Source organism: Limnospira fusiformis SAG 85.79, assembly GCF_012516315.1.
In the GTDB taxonomy this organism is placed as follows: domain Bacteria; phylum Cyanobacteriota; class Cyanobacteriia; order Cyanobacteriales; family Microcoleaceae; genus Limnospira; species Limnospira fusiformis.
Window position 1 is genome coordinate 6,314,359 of sequence record NZ_CP051185.1, and the last position, 18,596, is coordinate 6,332,954.

Sequence of the window (18,596 nt, forward strand, 5' to 3'; positions counted from 1 at the left end):
AGAATTGAGCCATGATGAGGTCGAACCATGATGCCAACATCTGAAAATGAACGGATTGTGCGGGCTTTTTTACTGCTTCTGCATCGAGAAAGTAAAAAACCCGAGAGTGCGATTATTCCCCCCACGGCTTGGGAAACTTTGGAGGAACTGAAAGCCAACCTCGCCTCAGCTAATGATGATATTAAAACTATAGCACGAGCGATCGCAAAATGGTGTAAAAACCACCAATATCGTGAAATCCTCCAAGCACTCCGCCCCGTCCAAGCTGATGCGATCGATGAGTATGAAGACCCAGATGATGTGGCAACGGAGGAAGAAATTAAATTGACTAACTTATCAACTCGATTTGTGCAGGAAACTATCGATAAATCTCAACAGCAGCACCAGCAGCAATCATCATGAAAGATAAGGTTATTTATGCCCCAGAAATCCGCTTGTTTACCTATCATTTAAAAATCCTAAGTACCACCAACCTACAAGACACGGATCAGGATTTGCCTCTCAGGTCAATGATTGTTTATTATCTCCAGTTATTGGCAGATTATGGGTTGGTGGATTCTCTGGTGAAAAACTTACAAAAAGAGATTTTATCCCCGTGGGCAATTCTTGATAATTGGTTTCAGTATATTCAGACAATTAGGGGACTTGTATGGTGGATTAAACTGAGAATAATTGTCCTGGAAATTCTGATTGATTGGCATAATTATCTGAGTGGAAAGACCCTAGAAGATGTCATCCAGGAATATCTATTTAGGTCGGATTTTGATTATTTAACTAATGGCAATAATCTATTTTTTCAAATCATAAATAATCCGGGCAAGATAGGGATTCAACGAGTTAATTTACCGCCCAAATATCGGGGATTTTTCTATCCTCAATATCTGAATGATAGCTATAGTTTTTTATTGCACATCTTCCATCCCCAAAAACTGGGAAAAGATGGGGTAAAATTCTCAGATATTGCGAAATTAAGCCCCCCAAAGTCATTTTTTGCGGGAACGTCAACAAGCCTAGATGAACCGCTGCAAACTCATCTCAAACACGCCTCTTGGGGAACAACGATGCTGTTTAGTGGTTTTATTGACTCTCGCCCAGGGACTTTGGAGGAGGGGAAAAAATTAGCCGATGAACTATTACAAAACCTGTTAAAACCAGACCCGAAAAAACCAGCGCCGCCTTTCTGGGCTAGTCGAGAGTTTTTGGGGGGATTTCTGTATGAATATCAGGATATTTATAGTCCCCATCCCTACGGAAAGATTATGATTTTGCTGCTATTTTCGGAGGAGAGTAAAGAGAAAATTAATGGGGTTCAGTGGTGGTTACCGGAGTTGTTTTTTTATGAGCGCAAGATTTGCCAAAATTACATAGACAGTCGGGGGGAATATAGTAAGGCTAATCAGGATATTAAAACGATAGAAAAGACGATTCGGACTTTTCCGCCTAATATTGCGACGGATGTTCCGCCGGATTTGTCGGAGGAAGAGTTAAGGTCTTTGAAAAAGGAAATTAAGAATTTGTTGGATTTATCGTTGCGGTATTCTCAACGAATGCGGAGTTTGGTGACGTTTGAGAATACGATCGCCATTAATCGGAATAATTATCTTAATACTCTCACCCGCATGGAGGTCAAAAGTAACAGTGATTTGACGGGTTGGCGGGATAAAGCCAATCATATTTTTGGCACATTTCAGGAACAAATAAAAGCGGATTTGGTTTATCTGCAACAAGGAGAACGCCTGTTAGATACCGCAATTAACACGATTCGCGGTTTGGTGGAAATTGACCAAGCGGAACGCGATCGCCTTTTGGAACATCAAATCCAAATCGCTGGCTGGGGTATTGGGGTGGGGGCGATTGTAGCTTCGACTTCGGCGTTAATTTTTCAGGAGAAAATGACGTTTCCCTGGTCTGATAATCGAGGTGATAATGTGCATCCTTTTACTATTGCTGTCTTGCTGAGTTTCGCCTGTGCTGGGTTAGGGGTACTCTTGGCGATCGCATTGATTAAGTTTGGGAAAAAAAGGCGATCGTCTTCCAATTAAACAGCGGGAGTCAAAAAATTCGGTTTCTGGGAGGGTTTTATGCTAAACTAATTTTCGGAAAATATGGTGTAATAATAAGCTAAAATATGTTAACAGATATTGCTCCAGGGGCACGAATTCTTTGCCGGGATGCTGAATGGTTGGTTAAATCTGTGGCCCTGTCTTCTGATGGCGATCGCATTATTGAAGCAGTGGGAGTGTCGGAATTTCTCCGGGGTCGTCGTATTCGCTTCCTGGAAGAGTTGGAAAAAAAAGACAGGAAACGGGGTTTACAAGTGTTGAAACCCGAAGAGACTCATTTGGTTATTGATGAAACTTCTGGTTATGTCCGTAGTTTATTATTTGTTGAGGCGAATTTAAAGCAAACTATCCCGGAAGATGGGCGGATTTATTGGGGACATAAAGCCGCTATGGATGCCCTGAATTATCAGCTTATTCCGGCGACTAAAGCCCTACAAATGCCTCGCCAACGCTTGTTAATTGCTGATGCGGTGGGGTTGGGTAAAACTCTGGAATGTGGTATCCTGGTAACTGAGTTAATTGGGAGGGGGAAAGGTCGCCGGATTTTAGTGGTTACTACTAAGTCAATGATGGGGCAGTTTCAAAAGGAGTTTTGGCTGCGGTTTACTATTCCTTTGGTGCGTTTGGACTCTGGGGAAATTCAACGAGTGCGATCGCGACTTCCGGGAAATCATAACCCTTTTCACTATTATGACCGGACAATTATTTCTATTGATACCCTCAAACAAGACCGGGAATATCGCAGTTATTTGGAACAGGCTCACTGGGATATTATTATAATTGATGAAGCCCATAATGTCGCCCGCAGAGGTAAGGGTCAGTCGGCTTCGCAGCGGGCGAAATTGGCTGAACGTTTAGCTACTCGTTCGGATACTTTGATTTTGCTTTCCGCTACTCCCCATGACGGGAAACCGGAGAGTTTTGCTAGTTTGATGAATATGCTAGATCCGACGGCGATCGCTAATGAAAGTAACTACACTAAAAATGATATCCATGACCTCTATTTGCGGCGGTTTAAAAAAGATGTTTTGCGGGATTTAAACCAAAGTATCCCTGAACGGAATGTGGAACCTGTAGAAGCGATCGCCTCCCCCCCAGAAGAGGCGGTTTTTCGGAAACTCCACGATTTGCAATTGGTCAGTATTGACCGAGGCAAAAGTGCCGGACAGCTATTTAAAACTACTCTCCTAAAGGCATTCTTATCTAGTCCGGCTGCGGGTCTGGAAACCGTGCAAAATCGCCTGAAAACTTTACAGAAAAAGCTGGATATCTCCACGGAATTAGACCAGGCAGAATTGACTGATTTGGCGGCAGGTTTGGCGGCAATAGATCAGGGGAGTTTTTCTAAGTATCAGCGACTTATCCAACTGATTAAAACTGAGTTTCAGTGGACTGGAAAAGACCCCAAAGACCGCTTGGTTATTTTTACCGGACGTTTGGAAACTTTGCGGTTTCTGGAGGCGGAACTACCCCAAGACTTGCGCTTAAAACCAGAGGCGATCGCTCGTTTAGATGGGGGTATGGCAGATATTGACCAAGTGGAAATTGTCGAGAAATTTGGCTATGAAAATTCCCCGGTGAGGATTTTAATTGCTACGGAAGTGGCATCAGAAGGGTTAAACCTGCACTATCTTAGCCATAAATTGATTCACTTTGATATCCCTTGGTCGTTGATGACTTTACAGCAGCGAAACGGACGGATCGACCGCTACGGACAAACTCGAAAACCGGAAATTCGCTATCTGCTGACTCGCTCCCAGGTTGAACGTATGGATGAGGTGGAGCGTATTATTAAAGTACTTTTAACTAAGGATGAACAGGCGATTAAAAATATTGGCGATCCTTCCGTATTTATGGGGGTATTTGACCCGGAAAAAGAAGAAAATTTGACCGCTGCTGCTATTGAAAGCGGAGTGTCGGCGGCGGATTTTGCCGAGGAGTTAGACCGCAACGCCAAGGGAGAGGGAGATGTCGATATTTTTAGCTGGTTTGAGTCGGAGTCTGGGGATACTGATGAGGGGGTTTCCATGGACTCTAGCCAGGGTGAACCTCTGGTGGAAACGGGGAGTTTGTTAAGTCTATTTCCGTCGATTTTTCAGTTTACCGCTACGGCTTTAAGGTTCATTAATTCCCAGACCAGTCCGGTTCATAATCTCCAAATTAACGAAGATGAAGGGTTTATTGAATTGCAACTTCCTCAAGAGCTAAAAAGCCGTTACGATCGCCTTCCTAAAGAAATACAACCCCAGGATAATCGGTTATTATATCTTAGCGATCGCCCCGAAGATATGATGCGGGCCATGGAACAAGCGCGAACCGAAGACGCGGACTGGTCGGCTGTTCAATACCTTTGGGAATTGCATCCTTTGGTAGAATGGATTAGCGATCGCTGTTTATTTTATTTTGGCAGACATCAAGCACCTGTGATACAATTATCTCAGGGATTAGAATCCGATGAGGTGATTTTTATCTGCTTTGGTAGTTTCCCCAACCGCCGAGGAACTTCCGTCCTAAATCGCTGGGTTTCGGTTATCTTTAAACAAGGGAAATTTCAGCGGGTTGAACCCTTTGCGGAAACTCAGAAACGCACGGAATTAGGACTGCATGAGTTGCCCAATTCCGGGACGGTTAATATTGATGATTTACTCCCTTTACGGAGTCCGGCTATTCAGCAAGCGCGGCAATATCTTCAGCAGGAAAGGCAACGGTTTCAAGACCAGTTAAATCCTCAGTTAGAGGCACAACGGGAACGCCTGGAAAGGCTGCAAGGCTATCATGTGGAACAGTTAGAGTTGCGGTGGGAAAGTGATAATATTTCGGCTAATCTGAAGCAGGATAAACAGCAGAAAGAACGCCATAAAATTGACAAGATATTCCAAGATTATCGCGATTGGGTAGAGTTGTCAATGACTACGGAAAGCGAACCTTATCTCAAGTTAATTTTTGTGATTCAGCAAGCATAGAAACCCGGTTTCTTTGTCGAGAAGTCTAGAAACCCGGTTTCTTTGAGAAACCGGGTTTCTTATCCTTGAGAAGCCGAGAAACCCGGTTTCTTTGAGAAACCGGGTTTCTTATCCTTGAGAAGCCGAGAAACCCGGTTTCTTTGAGAAACCGGGTTTCTTATCCCTGGGTTTCTTTTAGCTTCTATTCATCAAGTAGTAAGTGCTGAATTGATGAGGTTTGGATATGACTTTCGACAAAAGACTGATAATCATTCACCGAATTAAAAAGCGATCGCACCCCATCAATTTTCGGCAAAGTTCCCCCACGCAATTGGAGATATTCGGGATAGCTAGAAAACTCCCAATCTTCGGGTTTTTTAACCAAATTAGCCTTAACTGGGTTTAAATGAATATATCGTGTTAAATGGAATAAATATTCATCATTATCAACAGCGATCGCTTGAAATCTACCTTGAAATAAACCGCCAACCCTGTCATACTGCTTGTTAATTGCTTTCACATAAGACAAGCTAAATTTTTGCATCACCTCAGAAAAACAATTCTGTTTCAAATATACCAATAAATGATAATGATTAGGCATCAAACAATAAGCAATAATATCAGCCACATTAGATTCAACCAAATATTTTCTAATCAGGCGCAAAAAATGAATATAGTTGTCTTGGGTAAAAAAGATAATTTGATGATTATTACCTCGATTATAAATATGGTAGTAATGACCCGTTTCAAAAACAATTTTGCGACGTGGCATTTCCAATCAACTCCCACAACTTCAACTTTTATAACTCCGTTAAATTTTAGCGCAAGAGAGGTCTAGAAACCCGGTTTCTTTTTCGAGAGGTCTAGAAACCCGGTTTCTTCGAGAAACCGGGTTTCTTGGTAGAGAGGTCTAGAAACCCGGTTTCTTTGAGAAACCGGGTTTCTTGGTGGAGAAGTCTAGAAACCCGGTTTCTTTGAGAAACCGGGTTTCTTGTTGGAGAGGTCTAGAAACCCGGTTTCTTCGAGAAACCGGGTTTCTTGTTGGAGAGGTCTAGAAACCCGGTTTCTTCGAGAAACCGGGTTTCTTGGTGGAGAGGTCTAGAAACCCGGTTTCTTTGAGAAACCGGGTTTCTTGGTGGAGAGGTCTAGAAACCCGGTTTCTTTGAGAAACCGGGTTTCTTGGTGGAGAGGTCTAGAAACCCGGTTTCTTTGAGAAACCGGGTTTCTTGGTAGAGAAGTCTAGAAACCCGGTTTCTTTGAGAAACCGGGTTTCTTTGTGGAGAGGTCTAGAAACCCGGTTTCTTTGAGAAACCGGGTTTCTTGTTGGTCGTGAGTAGTGTAAAATGAAAATTTACAGGGTTTCTTTGACTATAAGCCGGGGTTATCGAATATTATGTTAATCGGAATTGCTAACGAAAATGAATTTTATGCCGCCTATTATTTGGATGCAATTTTAACCGAAGACCTAAAGACGATCGCCTCCGAGGTGGGGACCAATCAAGAGCCGCCGTCCCAGGCTTTGGGGAGGCTGCGGGGAGATTATTTTCGCCTCAAAACTCGCACCCAAACTATTAATATAGATAAAACTGAAATTCTCGGTCAGCAACGGCAGTTTTTTCGGCAGGTTTTGGAGGTTTTGGGGTATCAGTGGGAACCGGGGTTAAAGTGGTTGGATAATGATACCTTGCTCCCGATTTTGGCGGAAGTTAGACAGAGTTCTGGAATGCCAAATTTGTGGGTTTTGGAAGGGTTTAATCCTACCGGAGAACCTCTCGATATTCTCTCCCTGGAATTTGACCCTATTCAAGGTCAAGATTTCCCGGAATTTCGGGTCGATCGCTCTCCAGAAAACTGGCTAAATTCTACCCTGGAAGATATCGTAACTGATGTGGTTTTTGGTCAAAATGAACCCCCCCGCTGGGTGCTATTAATTAGTGTAGACCAGATAGCTTTAATTGACCGTTATAAATGGAATGCTTCCCGGTTGTTAAGGTTTGATTTAGAGCAGATTTTAGCCGATCGCGATCGCCATTCTTTGTTCGCTATCGCTACCCTGTTACACCGCGATCGCATTTGTCCAGCCGAAGGAATGGCGTTGTTAGATACCCTTGATGAAAATAGTCACCGCCATACTTATAGCGTTTCCGAAGACTTGAAATTTGCCTTACGGGAGGCGATCGAACTTTTGGGAAACGAGTTTATTTATTATCGGCGGACAGTCGGTAAAAAGGGGGTGTATTCCACCCAGGAACAAACCCAAAAGGGAGAACAGGAAATTGACCCCAACCTGTTAAAAATCCAGTGTTTGCGGTGGGTTTATCGACTGCTATTTATCTTTTATATTGAAGCGCGACCCGAGTTAGGTTATGCTCCCATGGGTTCTGATGTTTATCGGGAGGGATATAGTTTAGAAACCCTGCGAGACTTGGAACAGGTGGAGTTACTTTCTTCGGAGGACTCGGAAGGCTATTATATAGATACCTCTATTCGTCGTTTATTTAAATTGTTGTGGTTTGGATATCCTGAAGAAGACCATAAACAAGCCGAACTTTTGCAGAAGAAAACAGCCATTTATAATACCTTCCGTTTACCCGCCTTAAAAAGTCATCTGTTTGACCCCGAATATACCTCCATGTTAGAGGGAGTCAGGTTTCGCAATTCCGTCCTACAGAAAGTCTTGGAATTGATGTCTTTGTCGCGGTCAGGACAAGGACGACGGGGACGCATTAGCTACGCGCAATTGGGGGTTAACCAGTTAGGGGAAGTTTACGAGGGTTTATTGAGTTTATCGGCTTTTTTCGCCGAGGAAAACCTCTACGAAGTTCAACCCGCCGCCAAAAAAACCTCTACCAAGACAGACACCGAAGACGACGACGAAGACCAACCCACAGTTAAACCCAAAGCCGCGAAAGGTTCCCAACCACGCAGTGAATTAGAGGTGGCTTATTTTGTTCCCGCTGACCGTTTGGAGGAGTTAAAAACGGAGGAGTTGGTGACAGACCCCCAGACGGGAAAAACTCCCCGCAAACATGAGAAAGGGAAATTTTTGTTTCGGTTAGCGGGAAGAGACCGCCAAAAAAGTGCCAGTTATTACACTCCCCAAACCTTAACCAAATGTTTGGTCAAATATGCTCTCCAAGAACTTTTAGCGGACAAGACCGCTGACGATATTTTAAAGTTAACCGTCTGCGAACCAGCTATGGGAAGTGCGGCTTTTTTGAATGAAGCTATAACTCAATTAGCCGAGGCTTATTTACAGAAAAAAGAGAAGAAACTTAATCAACGGATACCCCATGAAAACATCACCTTAGAGAAGCAGAAAGTCAAAATGCTGCTGGCTGACCGCAATGTATTTGGCATTGATAAAAACCCCATAGCCATGGAATTAGCCGAGGTTTCCCTGTGGTTAAATTGTATCTATGGGGAAAAAGACAGCGACCAAATATTCGTCCCCTGGTTTGGCTTGCAATTGCATTGTGGTAACTCCCTGGTGGGTGCGAGACGACAAATATACCCCCGCCAAAAGGTGAGTCAAGGCAAAAAAAACCTCTCCTGGTGGGAAATGCCGCCGTCACGGATACCCCTGGGAGAAACCTTCCCCGCAGACGGTATTTTTCACTTTTTGTTAGGGGACCCAGGTATGGCTAATTATACGGATAAAGTGATTAAAAAACTCACCCCCGAAGCCATAAAACAGATTAACCAATGGCAGAAAGAATTTATCAAAACTCCCCTAAATGCCGACCAAGCGGACTATGGAACATACCTATCAACTCGCATTGATGAACTGTGGCATACTTACGCGAAGGAATTAGCCAAAATTCGCCAACGGACTACGGACAGCTTGACGGTGTGGGGACAACCGGAACAGGAGAAACGGGAAGTTCCCCTAGCACAAAAAGATAAAATCTACGAACAGGAGAAACTCTCGCGGGGGGTGAGTAATTCATCGGCTTATCGGCGGCTAAAGTTGGTGATGGACTATTGGTGCAGTTTATGGTTTTGGCCGCTAGAGGAGGCGGAAAACTTACCGAGTCGGGAGGAGTTTTTCAGCGACATAACGATGATTTTAGGGGTGACGGAAATGGTACCCTCCCAACAGTTATCTTTATTCCCGGAAACTCAAACACCCCAGCAAGCGGAGGATTTTATTAATAAATTTGGTTTTGTGGACTTGGAGAAGTTCAAGGGTTTTTCGCCTCGGTTGCAGTTGGTGGAAACTTTGGCGGAAACTTATAAGTTTTTCCATTGGGAGTTGGAATTTGCGGATATTTTCCTAGAGAGAGGCGGGTTTGATTTAATGATTGGTAACCCTCCCTGGGTGAAGATAGAATGGGAAGAAGGGGATATATTGGGGGACTATGACCCGTTGACGGTGATTAGAAAGTTATCGGCGAGTGAGTTGGCGAAACGGCGGGAAGATTTATTTAGTAAATACCCAAAGTTACAAGCGGCATATCTTCAGGAGTATGAAGAGTTACACGGAACCCAGAATTTCCTCAACGCGGTGCAAAATTATCATTTATTACAGGGTCAGAAAGCCAACTCATTTAAGTGTTTCCTTCCCCAAGCATGGAATTTTGGCAAGTCTGGCGGGGTGTCGGGTTTCTTACACCCAGAAGGGGTTTATGATGACCCCAAAGGGGGAACTTTGCGCCGGGAATTATATCGGCACTTAATAGGACATTTTCAGTTTCAAAATGAATTTAAACTTTTTTCTGATATTGGAAATCGAGTTAAATTTAGCATCAACATTTATCAAAATCCATCTAGCCACAACACAAAAAATATTCGCTTTGTCAATATTGCTAATGTTTTTAGTCCTAATACCATTTTTGAATGTTTTGAGTCTCCGGGAATTGGTTTGATTCCAGGGATTAAAAATGATAACGGCAAATGGGAAACCAAAGGTCATCCTAGCCGAATTATTAGCGTTGAGTCCGAGACCTTACAGCTATTTGCGAGATTATATGATGCCGAAGGAACCCCCGCTGAGGAAGCGCGACTCCCGGCTTTACATTCGCAAAACTTAGTCAGTGTATTAGAAAAGTTGGCTACCCAAGAAAAGCATTTAACTGATGTTATTTACTATTCAACTCCATCAACCTGTTGGAATGAAGTTAATGCTCAACAAGATAAGACAATTCGCCGAGATACTCAGTTTGCGAAGTCTCCCCAAGACCTGATTTTATCAGGACCCCATTTCTTTGTGGGAACACCACTTTATCAAACTCCGAGAAAAGTTTGTAATACTAATCGGTCTTATGATATTATTGATTTAAGGGCAATTCCCGACGACTATCTACCGCGCACTAACTACGTCCCGGACTGTTCCCCTGCTGAATACCGTCGTCGCACTCCCTGCGTTCCCTGGGATGACCAAAAACCCGTCACTGAGTTTTATCGGGTTGCTTATAGAAAAATGATTGGAGCATCAGCAGAACGCACTTTAATTCCGGCAATTGCGCCGAAAAAATCAGCGCATATTGATGGCTGCTATTCTATGGCGTTTAGAGATATTAAAACTCTTGTTAAGATAACGGCATTATCATCATCATTACCTTATGACTTTTTTATCAAGACAACAGGTAAAGCTAACTTCAGACAAGAGTTATCATCTCTTTTTGCTTGTCCAGAGGTAATGTTATCAGCATATATTCGCACTCTAGCGTTAAATTGCCTAACAGTGTATTATGGTGAATTATGGGAAGAATGCTGGGAGGAAGGATACCGTGAAGAGAGATGGACAAAAGGGGAAGACCGGCGACTGAATCAAAACTTTTTCCGTCATTTAACCCCAGAATGGCAAAGAAATAACGCCTTGCGGAGTGACTACGAACGTCGTCAAGCGTTAGTAGAAATAGACGTATTAGCAGCGATGTCGTTAGGGTTAACCCTAGAGGAACTCATCACGTTATACAGGGTACAATTCCCGGTGATGCAGCAATATGAAAAGGAAACCTATTATGATATGAATGGTAGAATAGTGTTCACGAGCAGCAAAGGGTTAACGGGGGTAGGTTTACCGCGCAAAGGGAACGCGAAAAAGGAAATCATCGGTTGGGAAGACATCAAAGACCTGGAAAGTGGTATCATAGAAGTAACGGTTACCGACGACACCCTCCCCCAGGGTCCAACGACTCGGAAAATCGCCTACGAAGCGCCTTTTATATTATGCGATCGTATTGAGGACTACCGCACGGCGTGGAAACAATTAACAATTAATAATTGATTTAGAGGAGATTCGATTATGGACACCATAACACACTATCGGCAAATTGTCAAAGACCCTTTATTCCAGCAGCCTATAAACCGGGTTTCTTTGAGAAACGGGGTTTCTTTATCCCTCCACCAGCCACCCCGGAAACCTCCTTTCTTACTCCAGCAGCCTATAAACCGGGTTTCTTTGAGAAACGGGGTTTCTTTACCCCCCCACCAGCCACCCCGGAAACCTCCTTTCTTACTCCAGCAGCCTATAAACCGGGTTTCTTTGAGAAACGGGGTTTCTTTATCCCTCCACCAGCCACCCCGGAAACCTCCTTTCTTACTCCAGCAGCCTATAAACCGGGTTTCTTTGAGAAACCGGGTTTCTTTTTCGTCCTTGGAGAAACGGGGTTTCTTATCCCCCCAGGAGCCGATAAACCCGGTTTCTTCCCCCCAATTGTTAATTATTGGTTATTAATTAAGACCACCCGGAAACCGGGTTTCTTTTTCGAGAAGCCGAGAAACCGGGTTTCTTTGAGAAACCGGGTTTCTTATCCTCGAGAAGCCGAGAAACCGGGTTTCTTATCCCCCAATTGTTAATTGTTAATTATTAATTATTAATTAAGAGAAGAGAGATGTTTCCTTCAGTTGTAGCTGCCCAAATTAGGAACTGTGTTTCTGACTATTTGATAACCACCTTTCGACCGACAACGCCAGGGTTTAATGGGTTGATTGAACGATTCCTGAAAACGGCTAATAACCTCTATCGCGGACCTTATGTTTCGGTGGGTTTACCGTTTCGACAGGGTACAATTGGCGGGGACTATTTCCCGGAAATTCCCCTGGGTTTTATCCCGTTTTTGCACCAAGAACGCGCTTTTAATCGCCTCAGTCCCCCTAACTATCAGTCAACTATAATCGCCACGGGGACGGGTTCGGGGAAAACGGAATGTTTCTTAATTCCCCTCCTAGAACATTGTCGCCAACAGGGGAATAAACCGGGGATAAAAGCGATTTTAATTTATCCTATGAACGCTTTAGCGACGGACCAAAGTAAACGTATCGCCCAAATAATTGAGCAAACTCCCTCGCTAAAAGGTCAGGTTACGGCTGGGTTATATGTAGGGGAAAAAGACGAAAAACCTACGCGGGTGATGACCCCAGAAAAGGTGATTACTGATAAAGAGATGTTGCGAAAGTCTCCCCCAGATATCCTGCTGACTAACTATAAAATGTTGGACTATCTGCTAATTCGACCAGACCTTCAAACTTTATGGACAAATAATGAACCGGAAACTTTGCGCTATTTGGTAGTTGATGAATTCCATACTTTTGATGGCGCACAGGGGACGGACTTGGCTTGTTTGTTGCGTCGCCTAAAACACCGCCTCCAAACTCCCCCAGGACATTTGGCTTGTGTGGGAACTTCGGCGACTTTGGGGAACAAAAGTGATAAAACGGAAATCTTAGCCTATAGTAAAACTATCTTTAAAGAAGAGTTTGAGGCGGCGGCTTTAATTGAAGAAGACCGCCTAAGTGATGGGGAATTTTTGGGGAATGCTTTATTAAACGTCCTCCCCCTACCGAGGTTAGAGGACTGGGAAAAACTGCAACCGGACAACTACACCGACCCGGAAAACTATCTACAAACTCAAGCGCAACTTTGGTTAAACCCGACTACAGAAACGGATACTTTTATTAATAAACCCATAGACGACCAGTGGCGGGTAGAATTAGGGAAGGAACTAAAAAGCCTCCCAATTATCCATAATTTAATCAGGGTTTTAAAGGAAAAATCCTGCACCTACGAGGAAATTCTCGATCGCATTGGTAGCCGTCTCCACTTCCCGGTCAAACAACACCCAGAATATTGCTATCTTCTCCTGGATAGCATTTTCGCGTTAATTAGCGCGGCACGTTGCCAAATTGACAACCCCAATGGTACAATAATCATAGCCCCTTGGGTGACATTACGGGTACAGGTCTGGTTTCGGGAACTCAAGCGTATGGTGGCTTCTGTGGAGTCGCAGCCGGAACTTGCTTTCTCGGACGACCTCACCCCAGAGTTACGCCAAAATCAGAAAACCTTACCGGTCATGCACTGTCGCGACTGTGGGGCGACGGGTTGGGGTGGTGTGCGCCATTCCACGATTAATAATAAACTTATCCCCAACGACCTGCGTGGCTTCTATCAAGCGTTTTTCAGCCAGAAGCCGTTAGTGTCCTTCCTGTTTCCCTGCGACGAGTCTCACGAGGAAACTCAACTCCTCTGTCGTCACTGTCTCACGGTTAACCCAACTTCGGTGGAATTCTGTAAGGGTTGTCATAAGGAAAACAACGCGGATAATTTCATCCGGGTGTTAGTCCCGGAGGTGACGCAAACAGTAACCCGAAACGGACAGGAACAGTTAATATCTAACCATGACTGCCCTTTCTGTGGCAACTCGAACGGCTTATCAATTTTGGGCGCACAAGCAGCCAGCCTGACGAGCGCTAGTATTGGCATCTTGTACACGACACCGTTCAATCAGGACAAGAAACTACTCACCTTTTCGGACTCGGTACAAGATGCTGCTCACAGGGCTGGATTTTACAACGCCCGCACCTATCGTAGCACATTACGCACGTCAATTTTCCAATTAGTGCGAGAATCTCAACATCCCCTGACTTTGCAGGAATTATGCGATCGCTTTGCGGACTATTGGCGGGAAAAAATCCCCATCCCAGAAAATTATATCGCGACTTTCCTACCGACAGACCTGCAATGGTTGCGGGAGTGGGACGACTTCCTAAATGGCGATCGGTCTAAATTAGACCCCCACACGGCTTTACCGGACTTACTGGAGTTAGTCGAAAAGCGCCTGGTGTGGGAAATTGTGACGCAATTCGGACACCGAGGGGCGATCGGTCCGTCTTTGGAACGCAGCGGGGTCGCTAGTGTCAGCTTTAACCCCCAATTCCTGACGGCTGCGACTAAGACGCTACACCAAAAGCTGAGTAATGAAATAGAAGCGCTGCGGACAGTGAGTGAGGACCGGGTAAGGGAGTTAATCGTGGGTTTATTGCATCATCTCCGCCACCGGGGAGGGATTGTGCAACCTGTCACCCAAGGCAATTATATCAGCAGTGGCGGCGAAACATATCTTTTGTCTAAATTAGTTTATATGCCAGGGGTGGGTCCTTCTGTCCCCGCGCCGAAATTTCTGGTAAATGCGGCGGCGAAAACTAAGCAGTTTGAAAGGGTGATCTCTGGGAAAAACAGAGACAGTTGGTGCGAAGATTGGACTATGCGAGTATTTGCTCCCCACACGCTGCTACTGAAGGAACAACTGATTGATATATTACACTTCACCCTAGAGACTTTGGTGGGGGCGAAGTTGCTAGAGTCTCATTTTTGCGGTCAAGGTCGCGCTTGGGGTATCCCCATGGCTGCGATTATAATTAACCCAGGGGGAAAGGTTCTTACTTGCGATCGCTGTTATCATCAAATCACCCATTCTCGGACTTCTTCCCACTTACCGGACACTTGTCGCAGCTTAGGCTGTCAGGGACATTACCACGAAGACGACCAACGCCCCGGTTTAGTCTACTATCGCCAAATGTATCAACAGGGAGAAGTTCGTCGCATTGTGGCGGCGGAACATACGGGACTTTTAAGCCGCACTACCCGCGAACGTTTAGAACACCGTTTTATCCAGAGCGATCGCTATTGTGATCCTAACTTAATTTCGGCGACTTCGACGTTAGAAATGGGGATTAATATTGGCGACCTCTCCAGTGTTTTCCTGTGTTCTCTCCCCCCCAACGTTGCCAACTACCAGCAGCGAATTGGTCGCGCGGGACGACGAGACGGTAATGCGTTAGTGGGAGTAATTGCCAACGCCAAACCTCACGATTTATTCTTCTACAGCGACCCCGCCCAAATGCTAGAAGGGGGGATAGAGGCTTCGGGATGCTATCTAAACGCGGCGGCGATTTTAGAGAGACAACTGACGGCGTTTTGCCTAGATAATTGGGTGGCAAGTGGGTTAGACTCGGAAGGATTCTCTCCCCAACTTAATGATATCCTAAACCATCTGCAAAATCAAGCCCAAAATCGATTTCCTTACAATTGGCTAAGGTTCATTGACAGCCAGCAAGGGGAATTACTGAGGGAATTTATAGATTTATTCGCGGATACCATTACGCCAGAAACTCAAGCCCAAATTGAGGAGTTCATGCACCAGGGACAAGGGGAAATCGGCGGACTAGGCTGGCGCATTTTGAACCGCCTAGAAGGAATGAAAAAAGAACGACATCGTTTTAATAATGCGATCGTCAACCTCACCAAAAAAATCAAAGCCCAAAAAGGGGAACCCACCCACCTGCAAGACCCGGACAAGCTGGCAGAAATGGAACAAGAAAAAGAGGGACTCCGGGAAATTATCCGAGATATCAACAACAAAAATATCTTTAACTTTCTGACGGACGAGGGACTGCTCCCCAACTATGCTTTCCCGGAAGCGGGAGTAACTTTACGGTCAATGGTTTTGCGGAAACTGCGGCCAAAACAAGGGGCGAATGGTAAGCGTTATGAGGTGCTAACCATGACCTATGAACGCCCCAGCCAGGTGGCGATTAGAGAATTAGTACCCAGCGGGGTTTTCTATGCGGAAGGAAGACGAGTAAAGGTTGACCAAATAGACCTCAAATTATCGGAGCCGCAAGAGTGGCGAATTTGTCGAAGTTGTAGTTATGCAACGGAGAGTTTTCAACCAGAAGCCCATCAAAAAACCTGCCCGCGATGTAATGATACCCTATGGAGTGATAAAGGCAGGTTGCGGACTATGCTGCGGTTACGGCAAGTTATGGCAACTACTGCCGACCAGACAAGTCGCCTAACTGATGATAGTGAAGACCGCAAAATCGAATTTTTCGAGAAACAGTTATTAGTGGATTTTTTGCCGGAATTCCGCGAACAAACTTTTTTGATTAATCACCCAGAGTTTCCCTTTGGGTTCGAGTATATTTCCCGCACGAAGTTCCGCGAAATCAACCTAGGCGAGTCTTTGTCCACGGGGGAAACGGTGGAAATTGCGGGTAAAAAATTTACGACAAAAGGGTTTACAGTTTGCCGCAGTTGTGGTAAAGTAATAGATAGGAATAAGGACCACGCCCAAAATCACGCGATTAGCTGTCAGTGGCGGGACAAACCCGACCAGGTAAAAACTATCGAGGTGCTGTATCTTTACCGGGAATTTGAATCAGAATCAATCCGGTTTTTAATGCCGGATGAAAGTTTCTGGACTCCGGAAGGTTTGCACTCGTTTATTGCAGCGCTCCAATTAGGCTTAAAAGAGAAGTTTCGGGGGAAAGTAGACCACCTCCGCACGACCATTAGCGAAGAACCGCAACCGGAAAGCAACCTCCGCAAATCGTTTTTATATCTGTTCGATAGCATACCGGGAGGGACGGGATATCTGCGGCAATTAATTCGCCAGCCGCAGGAATTACAAGAGGTATTTCTGCAAGCCTTGGAAAAGATGAGAACCTGTAGTTGCAAAGAAAGGCATCAAGACGGGTGCTATCAATGTATTTTTGCTTATCGGAATAGTTTTTATAAAGACTATACCAGCCGGAAAAAGGCGGAGAGTTTACTGGGAAAATTACTGAATCATTGGAGTGAATTAAAAGACCATTCGGAAGGTTTATCAGCGATTCGAGTTAATAGCAATTTAGAGAGTGAACTAGAGAGGAACTTTATCAAGGCGCTATCAATGCGAACTGATTTAGTGCTGAAACCAGAGATTATTGATGGTAAAACAGCCTATTTTATCAAACTAAAAAATAGTGCTTGGATTGTGGAAACTCAAGTAACGCTGGACGAAAAAGATGGTGTAACCATTCCCTGTCGGGCGGATTTTATCATGCGTCCGGCTTCGAGTCGGGTGGAGAGTTTACCAGTGGTGGTATTTACAGACGGTTGGGAATATCATCGCGATCGCATTAAGGAAGACTTCCAACAACGTCAGGCGATCGTCCGTAGTGGTCGATTTTGGTGTTGGTCGTTAACGTGGGATGATGTGATGAAACAGGTTAACCGCAGCCACCGCACCACAAACCCGCCGCCGGACAGTTTCCGTCAGGACTTAAATAACGATAAATTCCGGAAATGCGGGGGCTCATTTTATAAGCGATATGACTGCGAGGGAATGCAACTCCTGGAAAGCCAGGATAGTTTTGCATGGCTAATGAGTTATTTAGACCAACCCCAGGCGCAAAATTGGCAAAGGTGGGCGTTATTGCGAACTCTAGCCCAAGGGAGTCCCGCCAATAATAAGTCACCAGAATTTCTAGGGAGGATGGAAACTCGCCTATCTCCAGAAGCGATCGCCCTTTGGGAAGTTCCGCCCACATACGTCATTGGGGAGGTATGTATTTCGGAGTCATTACAGATTTTTACGCTAGTAGACCTGAAGCGTAACCACGAAAAAAACGCGACAGGTAGCCTCGTCTGCTTAGAGTTAGACGACCAACAGGAAGACCCCGGAAGTTGGCGGGAAGCATTGCGATCGCTGAATTTATACCAATTCCTCCCCCATTTTTACGCCATTACGACCAACGCCGCCCCAGAGATATCCCTAGCTACTCCAGGGTCTATAGTCCAGTCTCCCCTAGAAAACACTGACCCCCGTTGGGAGGAGTTAAGGGAATTAGTGATCGAAGAAAGTCTTTTTCCCGCCATTGATCGCATGAGTCAGGAAAACTGGCCCCTCCCCCAAGCGGGATATGAACTATTAAGCGATCGTGGTAGCGTCAAAGCGATCGGGGAACTCGCCTGGGAGGAGACCAAAACCGTGGTCACCCTCACCCCCGAAGACAACGAAGCCTTTATCGCCGCCGGTTGGCGGTCTTATCTAGTCGAAGACTTCTTAAAAAAATTAACAATTAATAATTAATAATTAATAATTAATAATTAATAATTAAACGATTTGCTGATTTGCCGATTTGCTAATTCACGAATTAATAATTATGAGTGAGAATGTTGTTAAGGATAAGTCATTTGTTTTTGCACTGAGAATTGTCAAATTATACCAATATCTTACCACAGAAAAACACGAGTATGTCCTCTCTAAACAAGTTTTGCGGAGTGGTACGGCAATTGGGGCATTAGTTCGGGAAGCAGAATATGGCGAAAGTCGTGCCGATTTTGCTCATAAATTGGCGATCGCCCTCAAAGAAGCCAACGAAACCCAATATTGGCTAGAATTAATATACAGAGGCGGTTACATAGACTTCCATGGCTTCCACTCCATCAATCAAGATTGCCTGGAACTGTTAAGGCTGTTAACCTCAATCATAAATTCAACCAAAGGCAGTTCAAAATAATTAATAATTAATAATTAAT

The 18,596-nt window shown here is 44.7% G+C and carries 7 protein-coding genes; 6 read left to right on the top strand and 1 reads right to left on the bottom strand.

The annotated features are described in order from the left end of the window. Positions 1 to 27 precede the first annotated feature (27 nt). From HFV01_RS29615 to HFV01_RS29625, 3 genes are all read left to right on the top strand, one after another. A complete protein-coding gene (locus HFV01_RS29615) occupies positions 28 to 402 on the top strand; it encodes a hypothetical protein (RefSeq protein ID WP_318286065.1) in 375 nt (124 codons plus the stop codon). Beyond that, positions 399 to 2,042, top strand: a complete 1,644-nt coding sequence (locus HFV01_RS29620; RefSeq protein WP_193520698.1) for a hypothetical protein — start codon at positions 399 to 401, stop codon at positions 2,040 to 2,042. The genes HFV01_RS29615 and HFV01_RS29620 overlap by 4 nt, the downstream gene beginning before the upstream one ends. 140 nt (positions 2,043 to 2,182) lie before the next feature. After that, entirely contained in the window at positions 2,183 to 5,026 is a 2,844-nt protein-coding gene (locus tag HFV01_RS29625) for a DEAD/DEAH box helicase (protein WP_233497509.1), read from the top strand. Positions 5,027 to 5,207: 181 nt separating this feature from the next. On the opposite strand, the gene HFV01_RS29630 is transcribed toward HFV01_RS29625, so the two are convergent. Beyond that, positions 5,208 to 5,777 (bottom strand): REP-associated tyrosine transposase, encoded by a 570-nt coding sequence (locus tag HFV01_RS29630; RefSeq protein ID WP_046318755.1) that lies wholly within the window; start codon positions 5,775 to 5,777, stop codon positions 5,208 to 5,210. Between the two features lie 621 nt (positions 5,778 to 6,398). Between HFV01_RS29630 and HFV01_RS29635 the strand changes: the two genes are divergently transcribed. The 3 genes from HFV01_RS29635 to HFV01_RS29645 all read left to right on the top strand — a co-directional run bounded on the left by HFV01_RS29635 (position 6,399) and on the right by HFV01_RS29645 (position 18,577). Continuing rightward, positions 6,399 to 11,237, top strand: a complete 4,839-nt coding sequence (locus tag HFV01_RS29635; RefSeq protein WP_193520699.1) for an Eco57I restriction-modification methylase domain-containing protein — start codon at positions 6,399 to 6,401, stop codon at positions 11,235 to 11,237. A 607-nt stretch (positions 11,238 to 11,844) separates the two neighbouring features. Further along, positions 11,845 to 18,147 carry a DEAD/DEAH box helicase gene (locus HFV01_RS29640; protein ID WP_193520700.1) on the top strand — a complete coding sequence of 2,101 codons (6,303 nt, stop codon included), beginning with the start codon at positions 11,845 to 11,847 and terminating at the stop codon, positions 18,145 to 18,147. A gap of 73 nt (positions 18,148 to 18,220) precedes the next feature. Further along, complete coding sequence (locus tag HFV01_RS29645) at positions 18,221 to 18,577, top strand: four helix bundle protein (RefSeq protein ID WP_006622930.1); 357 nt, start codon at positions 18,221 to 18,223, stop codon at positions 18,575 to 18,577. The last annotated feature ends 19 nt before the right edge of the window (positions 18,578 to 18,596 follow it).

Coding starts and splice junctions, on each gene's coding strand:
- HFV01_RS29645 (WP_006622930.1), top strand. CDS start 18,221: ATGAGTGAGAATGTTGTTAAGGATAAGTCATTTGTTTTTGCACTGAGA.
- HFV01_RS29640 (WP_193520700.1), top strand. CDS start 11,845: ATGTTTCCTTCAGTTGTAGCTGCCCAAATTAGGAACTGTGTTTCTGAC.
- HFV01_RS29635 (WP_193520699.1), top strand. CDS start 6,399: ATGTTAATCGGAATTGCTAACGAAAATGAATTTTATGCCGCCTATTAT.
- HFV01_RS29615 (WP_318286065.1), top strand. CDS start 28: ATGATGCCAACATCTGAAAATGAACGGATTGTGCGGGCTTTTTTACTG.
- HFV01_RS29620 (WP_193520698.1), top strand. CDS start 399: ATGAAAGATAAGGTTATTTATGCCCCAGAAATCCGCTTGTTTACCTAT.
- HFV01_RS29630 (WP_046318755.1), bottom strand. CDS start 5,777: ATGCCACGTCGCAAAATTGTTTTTGAAACGGGTCATTACTACCATATT.